The organism is Streptomyces sp. NPDC004031 (assembly GCF_053604375.1).
Window position 1 is genome coordinate 146357 of the sequence record NZ_JBSGHL010000008.1, and the last position, 18685, is coordinate 165041.

13 protein-coding genes are annotated in these 18685 nt (G+C 72.2%); 2 read left to right on the forward strand and 11 right to left on the reverse strand.

Annotation, left to right across the window (positions count from 1 at the left end; all coding sequences use genetic code 11):
• Nucleotides 1-13: 13 nt before the first annotated feature.
• The 9 genes from ACWERV_RS07445 to ACWERV_RS07485 form a co-directional block, all read right to left on the reverse strand.
• Nucleotides 14-1069, reverse strand: coding sequence for a hypothetical protein (locus ACWERV_RS07445; RefSeq protein WP_452929937.1), 1056 nt, complete (start codon nucleotides 1067-1069; stop codon nucleotides 14-16).
• 8 nt (nucleotides 1070-1077) lie between these two features.
• Nucleotides 1078-1518 (reverse strand): peptidase inhibitor family I36 protein, encoded by a 441-nt coding sequence (locus ACWERV_RS07450; protein ID WP_452929940.1) that lies wholly within the window; start codon nucleotides 1516-1518, stop codon nucleotides 1078-1080.
• Nucleotides 1519-1656: 138 nt separating this feature from the next.
• Nucleotides 1657-2883 carry a low temperature requirement protein A gene (locus ACWERV_RS07455; protein WP_452930041.1) on the reverse strand — a complete coding sequence of 409 codons (1227 nt, stop codon included), beginning with the start codon at nucleotides 2881-2883 and terminating at the stop codon, nucleotides 1657-1659.
• A gap of 86 nt (nucleotides 2884-2969) precedes the next feature.
• The gene (locus ACWERV_RS07460; RefSeq protein WP_452929942.1) at nucleotides 2970-4355 is read right to left on the reverse strand and encodes a threonine/serine exporter family protein; all 1386 of its coding nucleotides are present in this window, start codon (nucleotides 4353-4355) and stop codon (nucleotides 2970-2972) included.
• Nucleotides 4356-4385: 30 nt separating this feature from the next.
• Complete coding sequence (locus ACWERV_RS07465; RefSeq protein ID WP_452929944.1) at nucleotides 4386-5792, reverse strand: M20/M25/M40 family metallo-hydrolase; 1407 nt, start codon at nucleotides 5790-5792, stop codon at nucleotides 4386-4388.
• Between the two features lie 180 nt (nucleotides 5793-5972).
• Nucleotides 5973-8327, reverse strand: coding sequence for a tetratricopeptide repeat protein (locus tag ACWERV_RS07470; RefSeq protein WP_452929947.1), 2355 nt, complete (start codon nucleotides 8325-8327; stop codon nucleotides 5973-5975).
• Nucleotides 8328-8419: 92 nt separating this feature from the next.
• The gene (locus ACWERV_RS07475; protein ID WP_452929950.1) at nucleotides 8420-8902 is read right to left on the reverse strand and encodes a hypothetical protein; all 483 of its coding nucleotides are present in this window, start codon (nucleotides 8900-8902) and stop codon (nucleotides 8420-8422) included.
• A gap of 170 nt (nucleotides 8903-9072) precedes the next feature.
• On the reverse strand, nucleotides 9073-11010 hold the full coding sequence (gene htpG / locus ACWERV_RS07480) for a molecular chaperone HtpG (RefSeq protein WP_398175688.1): 1938 nt from the start codon (nucleotides 11008-11010) through the stop codon (nucleotides 9073-9075).
• A gap of 182 nt (nucleotides 11011-11192) precedes the next feature.
• Complete coding sequence (locus ACWERV_RS07485) at nucleotides 11193-12134, reverse strand: DUF5996 family protein (RefSeq protein ID WP_452929953.1); 942 nt, start codon at nucleotides 12132-12134, stop codon at nucleotides 11193-11195.
• 273 nt (nucleotides 12135-12407) lie between these two features.
• Between ACWERV_RS07485 and ACWERV_RS07490 the strand changes: the two genes are divergently transcribed.
• Nucleotides 12408-14045, forward strand: coding sequence for a TROVE domain-containing protein (locus ACWERV_RS07490; protein ID WP_452929956.1), 1638 nt, complete (start codon nucleotides 12408-12410; stop codon nucleotides 14043-14045).
• A 138-nt stretch (nucleotides 14046-14183) separates the two neighbouring features.
• Here the strand turns inward: ACWERV_RS07490 and ACWERV_RS07495 are convergent, their stop codons facing one another.
• Entirely contained in the window at nucleotides 14184-16025 is a 1842-nt protein-coding gene (locus ACWERV_RS07495) for a discoidin domain-containing protein (protein WP_452929959.1), read from the reverse strand.
• A 621-nt stretch (nucleotides 16026-16646) separates the two neighbouring features.
• Here ACWERV_RS07495 and ACWERV_RS07500 point away from each other — a divergent pair.
• Nucleotides 16647-17846: a L,D-transpeptidase gene (locus ACWERV_RS07500; RefSeq protein ID WP_452930043.1), complete on the forward strand. Its 1200-nt coding sequence runs from the start codon at nucleotides 16647-16649 to the stop codon at nucleotides 17844-17846.
• A gap of 220 nt (nucleotides 17847-18066) precedes the next feature.
• Here ACWERV_RS07500 and ACWERV_RS07505 read toward each other — a convergent pair whose 3' ends face one another.
• Nucleotides 18067-18666, reverse strand: coding sequence for a hypothetical protein (locus ACWERV_RS07505; RefSeq protein ID WP_452929962.1), 600 nt, complete (start codon nucleotides 18664-18666; stop codon nucleotides 18067-18069).
• Nucleotides 18667-18685 lie beyond the last annotated feature (19 nt).

The window sequence follows — 18685 nt, forward strand, 5'->3', positions numbered from 1 at the left end:
GGGATCCGCCGTCTCAGGACGCCCCGGGGGCGTCGAGCACCGCGCGCACCTTCGCCATCGTCGTGGTGAGGGCGGCGCGGACGGCGTCGAGGGCGGCGGCGTCGCGCGTGACGGCTGCCTTCTGGAGGGCGGCGTCCGCGGTGTTCCAGATGCCGACGACGTGCGCCTGCCGCTTGCACGCCACGTCCGCGGTCGCGGTGGCCAGCTCCCGGGCGGAGGGGGTCGCGGACTGCCAGTCGGCGGCGTTGTCGACGGCGACCGGGTCGGGGTAGTGCTGGCCGCGGGCGGCCATGCAGGCCGACCAGTCGGCGAAGGCGCGACGCACGGCCGGGTTGGCGAGGGACTGCTGCCAGGTGTCGATCTGCAGCTTGTTGGGCAGGTCGGCGCGGGTCAGCGCGTCGTCGGTGCCGGTCAGGGCGCGGTTGGCCTGGGCGGTGCAGCCGCCCTCGGGCACCGGGCGGCCGTCGATGCGGGGGTGTGGCACCGGGTTGCCCGCGGGGTCGAGGCCGAGGCTGACGAGCGCGCGGTCGGCGGCGCTGCGGTGGTCGGGCCGCGGGGCCTGCTCGGCCTGCTGGGCGGCGTGGTCGCGGCGGTCGACGCGGACGTACGACGGGGTGAGCGACGTGTGGTAGCCGTAGACGCGGGCGGTCGCGGGGTCGGTGAGCATGTAGCGCCTGGCGGTGAGCGAGGTGACGTCGGCGTCGTCCGCGGTGAAGGCGGGCGGCAGCGGGTCGGGGCTGAAGCCGAGACCGGCGAGGCAGCGGTTGGCCAGGATCTGCCGGGCGGTGGCGTAGTCGCGCAGCTGGCGCCCGGAGGGCAGGTAGGCGGCGAGCGGAATGTCCGGCGCGGCGGCGTCCGGGTCCGAGCCCGGATCCGCGGCCGGGTCCGAGCCCGGTTCCGCGGCCGGGGCGTGCGCCGCGCTGCCGGTCGCCGAGGGGCGGCCGGGGTCGCGGTCACCGGCGGAGGACGTGCAGCCCGCGGTCGCGGCGAGGGTGACGGCGACGGCGGCCGCGGCACACGCCGCGGCCGCCGTGAGCCCGGCGCGCGGCCGGGCGGGATGGATCGGCACAGCGGGCCTTACTGCGTCCAGAGGTAGGACGCGTTCTGGTTGTACGTGTTCACCAGCTGCTTCTTCTGGAGCGTGCCGACGTAGTCGGAGGCGCCCATGAAATTGCTGTTGAAGTACACGTACACGGACTTGGTGACGTTGCGGTTCCACGCCGAGGCCGCATTGTTCTTGACGTACTGGCCGTATCCGGCGAGCCCCTTGGTCAGGAACGTGTAACCGGCGAGGTTCTTGATATTCCCGTCTTCGTAGCGGCTGTCGAAAAGCGACCCCGCCTGGTTGGAGTTGTAGTACAGGCAGAACTCGCCGGTCCTCGCCTGCCCGGAGACGCCGGCGTTGCAGACGCCGTCGCGGTCCGCCGCCGTGGCCGTGGCCATGCCCATGACCGTGGCCAGGGCGGTCGCCGACAGCACCGCCGCGGCCCCGCCCAGAACCTTCCTTGCCTTGCTCATCGAACGTCCTCTCGGATAACGGAAATCGACTGATGACTTCCGCTGCCGAGAAAGGTACTCCCGATATCACGGGGTATTCACCACGACCCGCCCGGGATGATGAGATATAAAGTTTGACATTCATCTGACATTCACGTGTCAGGAATTCCGTGCCGCCCCGATGTCCGCGAGCATCCGCCGCTGGTGCCGGTGCCCCACCGTCTCGTAGCCGACCACCGTCACGAACGGCGCGAGCGTCAGGACGAGCAGGCACGTCGGGACGGCGACACCGGCCGCGGCCAGCAGCGCCGCGGCCAGCAGGACCAGCAGCGTCAGGCCGATGAGCAGCAGGTGGAAGGGGTCGGGCGCGGACAGCAGCAGGGTGTGCAGCAGATAGACCGTCAGCAGGTAGAGGCCGACGGGCAGCACGAGGGCGAGCACGACGGCGAGGTCGCCGATGTGCGCGTGCTCCTCCAGGCTCAGGCCCGCGACGTGCAGCCCCGCGCCCGCACCCGCGATGCCGAGGAAGACCGCCATGTGGCCGTAGCCGAACAGGTAGCCGCGCGACCTGCGGTGGACGAGGATGTCGCCCCACGGCACGGCGAAGTACACCCACCACATGCCGAAGGTCAGGCCGACGCCCGCGATGACGATCGCGACGGCGTTCCACGTCCACATCGTGCCGTCCCGGCCGCCCAGAAGTTCACCCGAAGAGGCGACGGTGCCGACGACGCCCTCGCCCAGGGTGATGATCGCGAAGAGGCTGTAGCGCTCGGCGACATGGTGCGGATGCCACGGCGTGCCGCCCGCGCCGCCCTGGCCGAACACCGGCAGCAGCAGCTCCATGATCGCCAGGACGGCGAAGAGCGTGAAGGCGGCCGCCTGCGGCATCGTCACGAAGCCGACGACCACCCAGCCGGCCTGCACGACCACCGTCCAGCGGATGCTGGCCATGCCCACGTCGTGGAAGTCCGGCGCCGCGCGCGCGGCCCGCCACCACTGGGCGACCATCGCCACCCGCATCACGACGTAGCCGATCACCATCGCCCGCAGCTCCAGATGGCCGCCCTCCTTGACGGAGTGGAACATCGCGGGCAGGCCGAGGGCGAAGACGACGACCCCGATCATCTGGAGCATCGTCAGGACGCGGTAGAGCCAGTCGTCGGTGCCGAAGGCCGAGGAGAACCAGCTGAAGCTGATCCAGGCCACGGAGATCGCGAACATCGCGAGGACGAAGGCCACGGCACCCTTGCCGTAGACGCCCTCGGCGACCATGTCCGCGAACTGCCCGGCCGCGGTGCCGACGGCGACGACGAAGGTGAGGTCGAAGAGCAGCTCCAGGGGCGTGGAGACGCGGCCGTGCTCCTCGGGGTCGCGCCCGCTCATCGGGACGAGACCGTGCGCCAGCCCGCCGTCTCCCCCGCTGCCGCCGACCCCGCCCGTGCCGTGTTCCGACTCGCTCATACGCAGCATCATGCCGTGGCGGCGGCTCCCGGCCGGCGTTCCGCGGCGACCGCGCCGACCAGCAGGCCGACGGCGATGGCCGTGACGATCGTGACCAGCTTCGTCAGGTCGCGGAAGCCCTCGACGGGGTAGCCGCCCGCGAGCGCGGTCAGGCCGCGCAGGCCCAGCGAGCCGACCGTGAGGGTGAAGAAGCCGGGCAGCAGCAGCACCAGACGGGGCGGCAGGCCCGGCCGGGCACCGAGCCAGGTGGCCGCCGCGCCCAGCACCACGGCGGCCGCGAAGGTGCCGCCGACCTCGCCGACGAGCTTGGTCGCACCGGTTTGGACGCCCACCGTCGCGTACACCAGCAGGAGCAGCATGCCCAGGTGCCGTACGGGCACGGCGAAGGCCAGCACGGTGCCGGCGGTGAAGACGATCCAGGCCAGGAAGAGCGCCCAGCGCGGCAGATCGGAGGTGGCGGCGACATCGAACAGGTCGTGCCGGGAGCGGCCGGTGACGGCCAGTCCGAGCAGCACCCCGAGGAAGAGCTGGACGAGCAGGAACACCGCGTAGACCAGCCGGATCGCGCCCGTGGTGAGGAATCCGGCGGCGAGTTCGGCGGTGGCGGCGGACAGGTAGTCGCCGGGGACGAAGTAGAAGAGCGCGGGCAGCATCAGCAGCACCGGGCCGCCGTGCGCGGGGGTGCGCGCGAAGACCTCCAGCGTGAGAAGCGAGACGGTGGCGGCCGCGACCAGCGGCAGGATCGCCGCGAGCCGCCGCGCCCGCCCGGCGCTGACGGCGAGCGTCGCGGTGATCGCGCCGAGCACCGCCGACGTCCAGATCTCGTACCAGGTGGGCTGCATGAGCGGCGCGAAGCCGACCGCGAAGAGCGTGATGCCCAGCAGCCGCAGCCACCACGGGTACGGCTGCGGCGCGTCACGGATCGCGGCGAGCGCGCGGGCGGCCGCGGCGGTGTCCAGACGGCCCGCGGACACGTCCGTGAGCAGCGGTTTGAGGGCGATGACCTGGTCCATCCGGAAGGCCTCGGGGAAGCCGCGGACGGTCACGGTGCTCAGCTCGCCGTGCGAGGTGACGGTGACGGTGGCGCCGTCCGGCACCACGACCAGGTCCGCGTACGCGCCGAGCCCGCGGGCCGCGGCGCCGACGGAGCGGTGGACCTGCTCGGCGCCCTCGCCGCTGGTGTCGAGCAGGAGGCGGGAGAGGTCGGCGAGGAAAGCGACCGTCTCGCGGTGCGCGGCCCGGTCGGCCGGGTCGGGCGGGGCGCCCGACGGCCCGGCGGTGGGGACGGCCCAGGTGCCGGGGGCGTCCGCCGGGACCTCGGGCGTACGGCCCTGCGGGGACGGGGACGGGGACGGGGCCGGGGACGGGGACGGCTGCGGGTCGGAAGGGTTCACGGGCTCACCGCGCCTCACCGCCTCACCGCCTCACCGGCGGGAGGCGCCGAAGAGGGTCAGGAAACGGGCCTCGACCTCGGCCATGTGCTGGATCTCGGACGGGTCGACGCTCTCGTTGGGCGCGTGGATGAGGCACAGCGGCTCCTCGACGCCCATGAGGACGATCTCCGACCGCGGGTAGCTGTCGGCCAGCACGTTGCACAGCGGGATGGAGCCGCCCTGCCCGACGAAGGCCATCGGCTTGCCGTAGACCTTGCGCATCGCCTCGCCGAGCGCCCGGTACGCGGGCCCGTCCGTGACCGCGGCGAAGGGCTCGCCGGTCCCCTCCGGTTCGACGGTGACGCGGACGCCCCAGGGCGCGGCGTTCGCCAGGTGGTCCATGAGTGAGCGCTCGGCCAGATGCGCCTGGAGCCCCGGCGGAATGCGCAGCGAGACACGGGCCCGCGCGGTGGCGGGCACGGCGGCGGCCGAGCCGACGACGGGCGGGCAGTCGATGCCCAGGACGGTGACGGCGGGGCGGGCCCACAGCCGGTCGGCGACGCTGCCCGAGCCGGTGAGCGGAACCCCTTCGAGCACACCGGCGTCCTCGCGGAACCGCACCTCGTCGTAGGGCTCGCCCTTCCAGCGGCCGTCGCCGGGCAGGCCCTGCACCCGGGTGCCGCCGGTCTCCGGGTCGCGCAGCGTGGCGAGCACGTGGACGAGCGCGGCCAGCGCGTCGGGCGCCGGTCCGCCGAACATGCCCGAGTGCACCTCGCCGGCCAGCGTCTCGACGGTCACCACCACGTTGACCAGGCCGCGCAGCGACACGGTGGCCGTGCCCGTGCCCACTTCGGCGTTGCCGGTGTCGCACACCAGCAGGGCGTCGGCGGTGAACAGCTCGCGGTTCGCGGCGACGTACCGCTCCAGGCCGCCGGTGCCCTGCTCCTCCGAGCCCTCGGCGACGAACTTCACGTTCACCGGCAGGTCGTCGCCGAGGGCACGCAGCGCGGTGAGGTGCATGACGATGTTGCCCTTGCAGTCGGCCGCGCCGCGCCCGTACCAGCGGCCGTCGCGCTCGGTCAGCTCGAAGGGCGGGGTGCGCCAGGCCTTCTCGTCGAGCGGCGGCTGCACGTCGTAGTGGCAGTAGAGCAGGACGGTGGGCGCGCCGGGCGGACCCGGACGGTGACCGAGGACGGCCGAGCTGCCGTCGGGGGTCTCGGCGAGGTGCACATCGTGCAGACCCGCCTCGGTGAGGGCGTCGGCGACCCACTGTGCGGCGCGACGGCACTCCTCGGGCGGATACTGCCGGGGGTCGGCGACGGAGGGGATCGCGACCAGCTCGGCGAGATCCGCCTTGGCGCGCGGCATGAGCGCGGCGATCCGGGCGGCGAGGCCCTCGGGGACGGCCCCCGCCGGCTCCGCCGGTCGACGCTCCGGCACGTCGGCCGGACCATCCATCGCGCACACGGGCACCTCCCCGGACCGGAGCGGCCACCTCGGCGGCCCCTCCGGTCAGCATTCGCCCGCCCCGCCCCCGCCGCATGCGGGGCTGACCCGAACGGACGACGGGCGGGGGACGCGTCGGTCTCGGCGGCGGGTGATCGACGGCACGCTTCTCACCGCGCCCTGCTCCTCGCCCTACTCCCCGCCCACGTCTGCCCACGCGCGCAGCGCATTTGCCACCGCGAGGGTGTCGGGGTGCTCGCTGCCCAGCAAACGCTCACGGTCTGCCGACACCTGCTCCAGCAGGGTGATCCCCTCGACGGTACGCCCGCCCTGCCAGTAGCAGGCGGCGAGGTTGGCGCGGGCGGTGAGGGTGTCGGGATGCTCTCCGCCCAGCAAACGCTCGCTGTCGGCCGACACCTGCTCCAGCAGGGTGATCGCCTCGGCGGCGCGCCCGCCCCGCCGGTAGGAGGCGGCAAGGTTGGTACGGGCGCGCAGGGTGTCGGGGTGCTCGCCGCCCAGCAAACGCTCACGGTCGACCAGGACCCGCTCCTGCAAGGTGATCGCCTCGGCGATACGGCCCGCCTGCCAATAGGAGGCGGCGAGGTTGGCACGGGAGGTGAGAGTGTCGGGATGCTCGCCCCCCAGCAAACGCTCACGGTCGGCCAATACCCGCTCCTCGATCACGATCGCCTCGGCCGGGCGGCCGATCTGTGCGTAGGAGGAGGCGAGGTTGGCACGGGAGGTGAGAGTGTCGGGATGCTCGCCGCCCAGCAAACGCTCACGGTCGACCAGGACCCGCTCCAGCAAGGTGATCGCCTCGGCGCTGCGGCCCGCCTGCCAGTAGGAGGCGGCGAGGTTGCCGCGGGAGGTGAGGGTGTCGGGGTGCTCGCTGCCGAGCAGCCGCTCGCTGTCGGCCAGGACCCGCTCCTGCAAGGTGATCGCCTCGGCGGTACGGCCCGCCTGCCAGTAGGAGAGAGCGAGGTTGCCGCGGGCGCGCAGGGTGTCGGGGTGCTCGCTGCCCAGCCGCTCGCGGTCGGCCAGGACCCGCTCCAGCAAGGTGATCGCCTCGGCGGTACGGCCCACCTGCCGGTAGGCGGCGGCGAGGTTGGCGCGGGCGGTGAGGGTGTCGAGGTGTTCGACGCCGAGCAGCCGCTCGGCGGTGGTGGCGAGATGCTGCCAGTGGGTGAGGGCTGCGGAGTGCAGTCCGGCGTCGAGGAGGCTGTCCCCAGCCTGGAACAGGACGGGGTGGCCGTCGGGTTGCCAGAGCAGGTCGCCGGCGACGGCGGCGAGGATGTCGGTGTTGGCCCGCAGGACGGCGGCCAGGTCCGGGGCGGTGTGGTCGTGCTCGGGCCAGATCGTGGCGAGGGCATTGGCGGCGGCTGTCACGGTGGCCAGGACCTGCGTGCGGGGGGTGGTCTCCCGGGCGGCGCGGGCGGTGATGGCGTGCAGGCGCACCGCGCGGTGCCCCGCCTGGTTGTCGACGGTGAGCAGGGCGTAGTGGTGGAGGATGCGCAGGGCCGCGCGGGCTTGTTCCGGGGTGACGTCGGCCGGCGGCTCGTCGGTGGGGGCGGTGAGCGGTAAGCGGTGGGCGGTGAGGTAGCCGGTGGCGGCGGCGGTGGCCCAGACGTCGCGTGGGTGTCCCGCGGGGTCGAGGCGGGCGGCGAGGCGGATCGCGGGCAGGGCCAGGCCGACGGGTTCGCGTTGTCCGGCGGCGTCCAGGGCCAGCAGGAGCGAGGTGGTGACCTGCCGCCCGTAGCCTTCCGTGTCCGCGCCGGGCGGCAGCAACGCCTCCAGGTGGGAAGCGCGGTCGGTGAACAAGGCCAGGTACTCACCGCAGGACACGTCTTCGTTGATCATGTAGGCGGCGGCGTGGCCCAGGGCCAGCGGCAGCTTCCCCAGCTCCCCCACCAGGTCGTGGGCCTGGTCGTCGAGCAGGTGGGGGGTGTGCGCGCCGGTGAACCGGTCGCGCAGGTAGGCCAGGGATTCACCACGGGTGTAGGTGCCGATGTCGATGACCGCCCGGCCGGTGCCGGAGACCAGCGCGTCGCGGCGGCGTGTGGTGGCAAGTACGCGGCCGTTGTCCCCGCCGGCCGGCTGCGGCCACCACGTGCGGGCGCCTTCCAGATCGGTGAGGTCGTCCAGCACGACCAGCCACGACCGCTCGGTGACGGTCAGCCAGGCCAGGAACGCGCGCGCGTCGCCCTCCAGATCCTGCTCGTCTCCGCCCGGCGCCCCGACCTGCTCGGCGGCAGTCGCGTAGGCGGCCACGATCTGCGAGGTCTCGGCGGCGTTCACCCACACCAGCACGTCCACACCGGCCGCGTGGGCCTGGAGGGCGTAGGCGGCAGCCAGCTGCGACTTGCCCACTCCCCCACCGCCGGACAGCACCTGGGTGAGCACCACGGTGGAGTGCCCGGCGCGGGCCTCGTCGATCCGCTCCCGCAGCCCGGGGCGGGGCTGGAAGGCGGAGGCCAGCGCGGGGACCGCGCCCACGCGCACCCGCTGCCACGATGTCTCCGGCTGCGGTGCGGCGGCGTAATACGTCACGTGGTCGATGCGATCAGCTGCGATCGAGCCCTGCCGCGCGGTGACCGTCGTCCCGGCCCCGGCCTGCGCGGGAGGGGTGGTACCGGGCGCGGTCAGCTCTGGTCCGGGCCCGGCCGGTGAGGGTCCGCGGGACGGGCGCCGATCGTCACGTCGCCCATCGTCAGGGCGGCGGCCGAGCCGTCCTCCGCCGTGATGGTCACGCTGCCGCCGATGGCCTGACCGCCGCCGGACGCCGACACCCCGCCGGGCGCGGCCTTCTCGGCGGCCTGCAGCCGCTCCACCAGATCCTTCAGCACCCGGGCGAAATCCGGGTCGTGCTCAGCCGCGTCGTCCAGGGAGTCCGCCAGCCGGCGCCGGGTGCGCTCGGAGGGCTCGTCCTGCCCCGCCCCGGCCTCCTCGGCGGCGCGCTCCAGCGCGGGATCCTGTCCGAGCTTGGCGCTGACCAGGCCGTGCAGACGGTCCATCCCGGCGTCCAGCCCCCGGTCGATCTCGGCGTCCGCCCGGCCCGCCACACGCCTGGCCTTACGGACCAGATAGGCGAACACGTACCCGACCGCGATCTCGACACCCGTCACCGCACACCCCCACACAATGAGCACTGACCCCGTATCAGACCGTACCGCCACCTCCGCCCCGCAGGCGGCGGATCCGCCGGATACGTCCCGGGAAGCCGGACGGGAAGTCGGCGGATCTTGTGACCATCCGCCCCGCCCTCAGGGCGGACACTGGGCGGGGCGGACACGGCCTAGAGGCCCGCCTCCAGGCGGCCGGTCACGAGGGAGACGAAGCGGGCCGGGTCGGTGAGTTCGCCGCCCTCGGCCAGCAGGGCGAGGGAGTGGACGAGTTCGGCCGTCTCGCCGAGGGCGGGGTCGTCGGGGCGGTCGGCGCGGGCCTTGTTGAGGCCGGCGATGAGCGGGTGGCCGGGGTTGACCTCCAGGATGCGCTTGACCGTCGGGACCTCCTGGCCCATGGCCCGGTAGATGTTCTCCAGGGCGGGCGTGATCGCGTCCGCGTCCGAGACGATGCAGGCGGCCGAGACCGTCAGCCGGGAGGACAGCCGGACCTCCTTGACCGTCTCGCTCAGCGACTCGGTCATCCACGCCAGCAGGTCGGCGTACTCCTGCTGCTGCTTCTCCCGTTCGCCCTCGGCCTTCTCGGCGTCCTCGGTGCCGCCGAGATCGACCTCGCCCTTGGCGACCGAGCGCAGCTGCTTGCCGTCGAAGCCGGGCACGACGTCGACCCACACCTCGTCGACCGGGTCGGTCAGCAGCAGCACCTCGACGCCCTTGGCGCGGAAGGCCTCCATGTGCGGTGAGTTCTCCACCGCCTGGCGGGACTCGCCCGTCAGGTAGTAGATGTGCTCCTGGCCCTCCTTCATGCGGCTCACGTAGTCGGCCAGCGTGGTGGGCGTGTCCTTGTCGTGGGTGGTGGCGAAGACGGACGCGGCGAGGATCGCGTCCCGTTCGCCGTTGTCGCCGAGCAGGCCCTCCTTGAGGACGCGGCCGAACTCCCGCCAGAAGGTGGCGTAGCGCTCCGGCTCGGCGGTCATCATCTCCTTGACCGTCGAGAGCACCTTCTTGGCCAGGCGGCGGTGCATGAGCTGGATCTGCCGGTCCTGCTGGAGGATCTCGCGGGAGACGTTGAGCGACAGGTCCTGCGCGTCGACGACACCCTTGACGAAGCGCAGGTAGGACGGGAGCAGCGCCTCGCAGTCGTCCATGATGAACACGCGCTTGACGTAGAGCTGGACCCCGCGCCGGTAGCCCTGCATGAACAGATCCTGCGGCGCGTGCGAGGGGATGAAGAGCAGGGCCTGGTACTCGAAGGTGCCCTCGGCCTGGAGGCGGACGGTCTCCAGCGGGTCGATCCAGTCGTGGCTGATGTGCTTGTACAGCTCGTGGTACTCGGCGTCGGTGACCTCGTCGCGGGAGCGGGCCCACAGCGCCTTCATCGAGTTGAGCGTCTGCGGCTCGGGGGCGGCGCTCTCCGCCTCCGCGCCCTCGCCGTCCTCGTCGCCGGCCGCGGCGGGCTGCTCCGCGGCCATCCGGATCGGCCAGGTGATGAAGTCCGAGTACCGCTTGACGATCTCCCGGATCTTCCACGGCGAGGTGTAGTCGTGCAGCTGGTCCTCGGTGTCCTCGGGCTTGAGCTTCAGCACGATCGAGGTGCCCTGCGGAGCGTCGGGGACGTCCTCCACGGTGTACGTGCCCTCGCCGCCGGACGACCAGCGGGTGCCGTCCGTCTCGCCCGCCCGGCGGGTGAGCAGCGTGACGTCGTCGGCGACCATGAAGGCGGAGTAGAAGCCGACGCCGAACTGGCCGATGAGCCGCTCGCCCGAGGCGGCGTCCCCGGACTGCTGCATCTCCTTGAGGAAGGCCGCCGTACCGGACTTGGCGATCGTGCCGATGAGCTGCACGACCTCCTCGCGGGACATGCCGATGCCGTTGTCGCGGACGGTGAGGGTGCGCGCCTGCGGATCCGTCTCGATGGTGATGTGCAGATCGGACACGTCGGCCCCGAGCGTGTCGTCGCGCAGCGCCTCAAGCCGCAGTTTGTCCAGCGCGTCGGACGCGTTGGAGAGCAGCTCCCGCAAGAAGACGTCCTTGTTGGAGTAGATCGAGTGGATCATCATCTGCAGAAGCTGGCGCGCTTCCACCTGGAACTCGAACGTCTCGGCAGACATGGCGGCTGGCCCTTCTCCGGTCACCTATGGGTGGTGGGTTGCTGACTCCCAGAACCATAGATCAACCAGAGCAGTACGCGGGCCGCTCCGTCCCCAGCCTGTGGACAACTTCCGGCCATCGCGCCGGACCCGCAGGTCAGCCCGCCGGGCCCGGATCCGTCAGCCCGCCGGGCCCGGATCCGTCACCCCGCCAGGCGCGGGTCCGTCACCCCGCCGGGGCACTCGCGGCACTCCGGGCGCCGCTCCCAGCCCGCCAGCTCGGCGCCCGCGTGGTACGCGCTGTCGTAGAAGGCCAGCACCGTCGCCCACGGGTCGGGCGTCGCGCGCGCGTCGTCGTACATCAGCAGCGCGATATGGCTGCCGCGTGCCTCCGACCAGGTCGCCTCGGCCGGTTCCAGCGGGCGCGCGGCCAGTCCCGGCGGCTCGGGCGCGGTGTAGGAGTAGAAGGCCGGGGCGGGCACGGTGTCGTCGCCGAACCAGAACCCGGCGCTGATCACCTCCCGCGAGTACGCCTCCCGCGTGACCGGGTCCGCCGACGCGGGCTGCCCGATCTCGCGCTCGGAGAAGCGCGTCACCGCGATGTCGAAGGTGTGCCAGAAGTGGTGGACGGGGCTGGTCTTCCCCGAGTAGCCCGCGGAGAAGGTCTCCAGCACGAGGTTGACCTGACTCAGGATGCGCCAGTAGCGCCCGACCGCCTCGGCGTCGTAGGCGCGGTGCTCGTGGTCCTCGGCGAAGGGCCGCCGGGCGTCCGGCAGGTCGTAGGGGTACGCGTGCTCGGGCGAGGCGTCGATGTCCAGCGCGACGAGGGCCTGGAGGGTGTCCCGGTAGAAGTCGGCGACCGACCGACCGGCGAGCGGGAAGGACTGCTCGCGGCCCGCGAGGGTGCGCACGAGCAGGCGGTGCGCGACGAAGTCGAAGTCGATGCAGAAGGTGTTGCCGCCGTGGACCGGGCCCATCGGGCGGGTCGTGATGCCGCGCCCGGTGACGTGGAAGGGCACGTTCCACCAGTGGTTGCGGCGCGGGCTGCCGGCGAGGCGGATCTTGCCCACGATCTGCACGAAACGGTGCAGCGTCTCCTTGGTGTCACGCCACTCGTCCAGCGCGAGCGCCGGGAACAACTCCACGTCACCCTCCTCCGTCCGGGCCCGCAGGCCGTCCCGCCCAGCCTCGCCCGCGTCCCGCGCGCCCGCCACCGGGCGGGTCCGCACGGGTGAGCGCACACGCCTCGCATGGGGCGGCGAAATCGGGTGCCGCGCCCCCGGGCGGCGCGGTAGCGTCGGGAGCGGCCTCCCGGTGCGCAGGTTGCGGTTACTTCCTTGTCGAATTTGCCCCCATGGGGCGAATGGGTCCCTGTGATCCAGAAACCGTCGCCGACTCGATCTCGGGAGGCCTTCTCCATGGGGCGCTTCAACACCCGCCGCACCGCCGCGGCCGCAGTGACCTCGCCGGTCCGCACGACCGGGGAGCGGGTCGCGACGTACGAGGGCGCGTCCGGCTATGTGCGGGACGCGCGGTCGGAGCTGTTCCTGCTCGCGGTGGGCAACTACGTCGGGCTGGAGACGTACTACGAGCAGGCCGACGCGCGGGACGAGCGGTACGCCCGGCTGGTGCGGGAGTCGGCCGTCACCGACCCGGTGTGGACGGCGGGGCTGCTGGCCTGGCTGCGACAGGAGGCCCATATGCGCACCGCCGCGCTCGTGGGCGCGGCCGAGTTCGCGCACGCGCGGCTGACGGCGGGGGCGGACGCCGTCCCGGCGGAGGGCGCCGCGGGCAACCGGGCCGTCGTCGCGAGCGTGCTGCAACGCGCGGACGAGCCGGGCGAGTTGCTGGCGTACTGGATCTCGCGGTACGGGCGGCGGGTGCCGCAGCCGGTCAAGCGCGGGATCGCCGACGCGGTACGGCGGCTCTACACCGAGCGGGCGCTGCTGCGCTACGACGCGGACGGCGCCGCCTACCGCTTCAGCGACGTCCTGGAGCTGACGCACCCGCGCCCCTCCGCCCCCTGGCAGGGCGACCTCTTCCGGCACGCCCTGGACCGGCGGCACGGGCGCGGCACCGAGGTGCCCGAGAGCCTGACGACGATACGCGCGCGGCGGGAGCTGCTGGCCGAACCTGTGGCTCGGCGGCGCGCGTTGGTGCGCTCGGGCCCGGCGGGCAGCGAGCGGCTCGCGGCGGCGGGCATGTCGTGGGAGGCGCTCGCGGGCTGGTTGCAGGGGCCGATGGACGCGGCGGCCTGGGAGGCGGTGATCCCCGGCATGGGGCTGTTCGCCCTGGTGCGCAACCTGCGCAACTTCGACGAGGCCGGGGTCGGTGACGCGGCGGCCGGGGAGGTCGTCCGGCGGCTGTCGGACCCGGCGGAGGTGGCGCGCTCACGCATGCTGCCCTACCGCTTCTGGGCCGCGTACAAGCACACCGCGTCGCTGCGCTGGGCGGCGGCGCTGGAGCGGGCGTTGACGCTGTCGCTCGCCAACGTGCCCGCGCTGCGGGGGCGTTCGCTGATCCTGGTGGACCGCTCGCCGTCGATGTTCCCCGGCTACCCGTTCTCGACGCCGAACCGGTCGGACATCCCGCTCGCCGAGCAGGCCGCGGTGTTCGGCGCGGCCCTCGCGGTGCGGTCGCAGGCGCCGACGCTCGTGGAGTTCGGGATCGCCAACCGGGAGCTGCCGGTGCCGAAGGGCGGCAGCGTGCTGCGGCTGGTGGAGTCCTTCGGCCGGCACGACGGGACGGACATCCCGTCGGCGGTGCGCGAGCACTTCGACGGCCACGACCGGATCGTGGTGGTGACCGACGAGCAGACCCGGATGGGCTGGTTCCCTTCCAACGGGGATCTGCGCGGCGGCATGCCGACCACCGAGATCGACGCGCTCGTCCCCGCCGACGTCCCCGTCTACATGTGGAACATGGCCGGTTACGCCCCCGGCGCCACCGAGTCCGGCCGCGGCCGCCGGCACTCCTTCGGCGGCCTGACCGACCACGCGTACGGGATGATCACGCTGCTGGAGTCCGGCCGGGACGCCCGCTGGCCCTGGTCCTGAGACCTGAACGGCCTTGCGGGGACGGGGAGTACGGCGAACGGCCCTGCGCGGACGGGGAAGTACGGCGGCCGCTCCGGTACGCGGGGAGGCGTACCGGAGCGGCCGGAATGGCGTCCGTCGTGCGGTGGGGGCGGGGGCTCAGGTGCCGTAGACCTGGAACTCCCAGAGCGAGTAGCCGTATTGGGTGGTGCGGGCGGTCCCGTACATCCGGACGTAGCGGCCGGTGCCGCTGACGTTCAGCGTCTGGGTGCCGCCGGTGCCGGCCGTGGTGCTGTAGACGCTCGTCCAGTTGGTGCCGTCGTTGGACGTCTGGATCTGGAACGACTTGGCCGCCGCCGTCTCCCAGTTGAGCACGACCTGACTGATGGTGTGGCTCGCGCCGAGGTCGACCTGGAGCCACTGCGGGTCGGTGAAGCCGCTCGACCAGCGGGTGCCGGTGTTGCCGTCCACGGCCATCGGGGCGGTGAAGCTGGCGTTCTCGCTGGACGACGCGGTCGCGGTCTTCCCCTGCGAGAGCAGGGTGGCCTGGCCGGGGCCGCCCGGGTCGCCGCCGCCGGACGTCGGGGTGCCGAACAGGGCCAGTTCGTACAGCGAGTTGCCGTACTGCGAGGCTCTGGCGGTGGAGTAGACCCGGACGTATCTGGCGGTCGCGTTCAGGCTGGTGTCCTGGATGTCGGCCGGGGAGTTGTTGTTGCTGTAGACCGTGGTCCAGGTGCTGCCGTTGGTGGACGTCTGCAACTGGTAGGCGGACGACGCCGCCGCCTCCCAGGTCAGGGTCGCGTGGTTGAGGTTGTAGTTCTGGCCGAGGTCGACCTGGAGCCACTGCGGGTCGGAGAAGCCGCTCGACCAGCGGGTGGTGATGTCGCCGTCGGTGGCGTTGGACGCCGGGAACTGCGCGCTCTCGTTCGACGACGACGTGGTCGGCTTGCCCTTGGCGATGTTCGTGCCGTGGTCGGGCGTCTTGTTGTAGACGGCCACGTAGTCGACGTTCATCTGGCCGCCGGAGACCGTCGCGGCGTTGGGGCCGCCGCCGAAGGCCGCGGGGAAGCCGCCGCCGATCGCCAGGTCGAAGATGATGTAGAAGCTGTGGTCGACGGCGTTGGCCCAGGTCGCGGCGTCCACCTGGCTGGAGTTGACCGTGAAGTAGTTCGCGCCGTCGAGGTAGTAGCGGATCTGCTCGGGGGAGGTCGAGCGGTCGATCTCGACGGCGTAGGTGTGGTAGCCGGTCTGGCAGCCGGAGCAGGCGCGCTCGCCGCTGCCGAGGCCGGTGGTCTCGTTGCAGGGGCCGCCCGAGCCGACACCGCAGTGCAGGGTGCCGAAGACGGAGCTGCGGCCGTTGATGTCCTCCATGATGTCGACCTCGCCGGAGCCCGGCCAGGTCACTCCGACGCGCAGCGGCGCGCCGAGCATCCAGAACGCGGGCCAGTAGCCCGCGCCGTTCGCGGTCGAGACGTTCGGCTGCTGGATGGACGCCTGCATCCGGACGACACCGCCGGGGGGCGCCCCGAAGCCGTCCGCCTGCGTCTCGACGCGGCCGGACGTCCAGCCGGTGGCCGGGTCGCTGCCGTCGTGCAGGGCGCGCAGCACCAGGTGGCCGTTGCCGTCGGTGTAGACGTTGGACGTGCTGTTGGTCATCGTCTCGATCTCACCGGTGCCGAACGTCCAGCCCGCGCCCGCGTCGTAACGCCAGGTGTCGGTGTTCAGTCCGGTGTTGGCGGCGCCGTTGAAGTCGTCGCTCCAGGTGGTCGTGAAACCGGCCGGAGCGGCGGGCACCGCCGCGGGGGCGGCGGCCGCGGCCTGCTGGGCCGCGGGCTTCGCGGCGGCGGGCTTCGCGGCGGTCGGCGCCGCCGAGGCCGGGCCGGATCCCGCGAAGGTGACCGCCGCCATCGCGGCCGCCGCGAGCAGCCCCACGCCGAGGCGGCGGAAGAGCCGCTGCGGGGGTTCGGTTGTTCTGCCCCGAATGCCTGAGATGTCTCTCATGCCTGTCGTCGACATGCGGAACGTACTCCTTCTCCTGTGGGGGGCGGCAGCGCAACGTGGGGGCCGCGCCGCCGGGTTGGGAGTGCTGAGAGCGCTCTCAGGAGAGTCCCGTCCCGCATCCGGCGTGTCAAGACAACCGGCAACGTTTACGGAACGAACCCGCCGCCCCGAACGTCCTTACGATGGGACCCGACGATCGACCCCGTCGATTGGCCCCGGCGGAACGGGGCAACCGGACGGGCAGGGTGGCCGGTTCAGTACGTCAGGAGCGGGCGCCGTCAGCCGTACGTGCGCCGGCTCACCCGGCAGTCGGCGCTTCGGACCCGGCGGCGATGGGGAGAGTCGGGAAGGCAGTCCGGGCGGGGCAGGAACCGCCCAGGTCAGGTCGCACACAGGAACGTGACGTATCAGTCATGCAACAGCCGCAACCACGGGCCGGGAATGCGGTCTCCTAGAGTGCGACCTTTGCGGAAATGGGGAGACACGACAGTGATGACGGAGAAGACGGCGGCAGACACCGCCACCGGGGCGGAGGCAGCCGCGCCTGACGGCTGGACAACCCGGGCGATATCGGGCACTTCACGGATATTCGGCACCCGCGGACAGCGCGTCCGGCGCGGCATGACGGCGCTCGCGGTCGGCGCGGTGCTGCTCGGCGCGGCGGCCTGCGGCGGCAACGCGGACGCGCACTCCGACGGCTCGGACGGCAAGAGCGGCTCCTCCGCCCAGGGCCAGTCCTCGGACAACGCCTCGCAGGCCAAGCTCACCGTGACGCCCGCGAACGGCGCGACCGGCGTCGACACGGCCGGCGCGCTCAAGGTCGCGGCGGCGCAGGGCAAGCTCACCAAGGTCACGGTGACGTCGAAGGACGGCACCGCGGTCGACGGCACGATCTCCGCCGACGGCGCCACCTGGACGCCGAAGGGCAACCTGCGCACCGGCACGCAGTACTCCGTCGCCGCGACCGCGACCGACGCCAAGGGCAAGCAGGCCACCACGCAGTCGGCCTTCACCACCCTGAGCCCCGGTGACTCGGCCGCCAACTACGGCATCTTCAACGTCGCCTCGAACGCCACGTACGGCGTCGGCATGGAGGTGTCGATCCGCTTCAGCAAGGCGGTCACCAACCAGGCCGACGTGCGGCACGCGATCACCGTCACCGCCGAGCCGAACGTGCCGGTCGAGGGCCACTGGTTCAGCTCGCAGCGCCTCGACTTCCGCCCGGACGCCTACTGGGCGCCCGGCACCAAGGTCACGCTGCACCTGAAGCTGGACGGCGTGAAGATGTCCAAGACGACCTACGGCAAGCAGTACAAGGACGTCAGCTTCACCATCGGCCGCTCGCAGACCTCCGTCGCCGACAACAAGGCGAAGACGCTGACCGTCTACCGCAACGGCAAGGTGCTGCGCATCCTGCCCGCGAGCCTCGGCGACGCGCAGCACACCACCTACAACGGCAAGATGGTGATCGAGGAGAAGTCCAAGGTGGTGGACATGGACTCGCAGACCGTGGGTCTGGGCAACGCCTACCACATCAAGGACGTCCCGCACGGCATGCGGCTCTCCGACTCCGGCACCTTCGCGCACGGCAACTACTGGCGCCCGGTCTCGACCTTCGGCCACGAGAACACCAGCCACGGCTGCGTCGGCCTGCACGACGTCAAGGGCGGCAACGACCCGAACACCCCGGCTGCGTGGTTCTACAACAACTCGCTGATCGGCGACGTCGTGACGGTCGTCAACTCCCCCGACAAGACGATCCAGCCGAGCAACGGCATCAACGGCTGGAACATGTCCTGGACGGACTGGGTCGAGCACTGAGCCATCCCCTGGCCCCACCCCTGACCCACCCCTGAGGCCCTTCCCGGCCTCCCCTGCCGCAGCCCCGCAGGCCCCGCCCCCGCGCCCACCGCGCGGGAGCGGGGCCTGCGGGGTTTCGTACGTGGGGGGGCGTCGCTATCGGCTCCCACGCCTCCTCGCCCTTCGCGGCGACGCACCGGGAACCCCCGCGGTGAGACCGCGTTTGAGATCTTCGGCAGTCCTACTGGACGAAGTCCCGCCAGAAGGCGACGGTGCCCTGCGGGTTCCAGTTCTCCCCGTGCTCGTACCCGTCTTCGAACTCGTGGCTGATGTACTCGGCGAGGTCTTCGCCGTAGTAGATGATGTCCGTTCCCCAGACGGACAGGACCGGGTGACCGTGGGTTCCGCGGCCTGCAGGAAGGAACCGGTGTGCATAGAGAGGTACCAGTTGGGGCACCACAGCCAATTGCTCTTCGGCGACCGAGCGGGCGACCTCGATGTCTGTAGGGCGGACGCCCCACGAGGTGTGCCAATAGCCGTGCTGGACCGAAGTGATCACTCCGCGCGTTGGCCACTCGAGATGCGAGCGCAGGTCGTCGAGGCTGCCGCTGCGCCAGTTGGGCCAGGGGTTGTCCCAGGTGGCTCCTTCTTCGGGCGGCGAGCTGACCGGCAGGCCCGCCGCGAGGAAAGCGCGGTGGTCGTCGGAGAACTGGAAGCTGTAGGCCTCCTCGATGCGGTCGAACTCGTCGTCGGTGAGCCCGGGTTCTATGGTGCAGCAGTCGGCCTGGCGAAGGCGGCGGGCCGCTTCGGCCCCGAGACGGGCCGCACTTATGTCGATCACGGCACGACAGTAGCTTCCC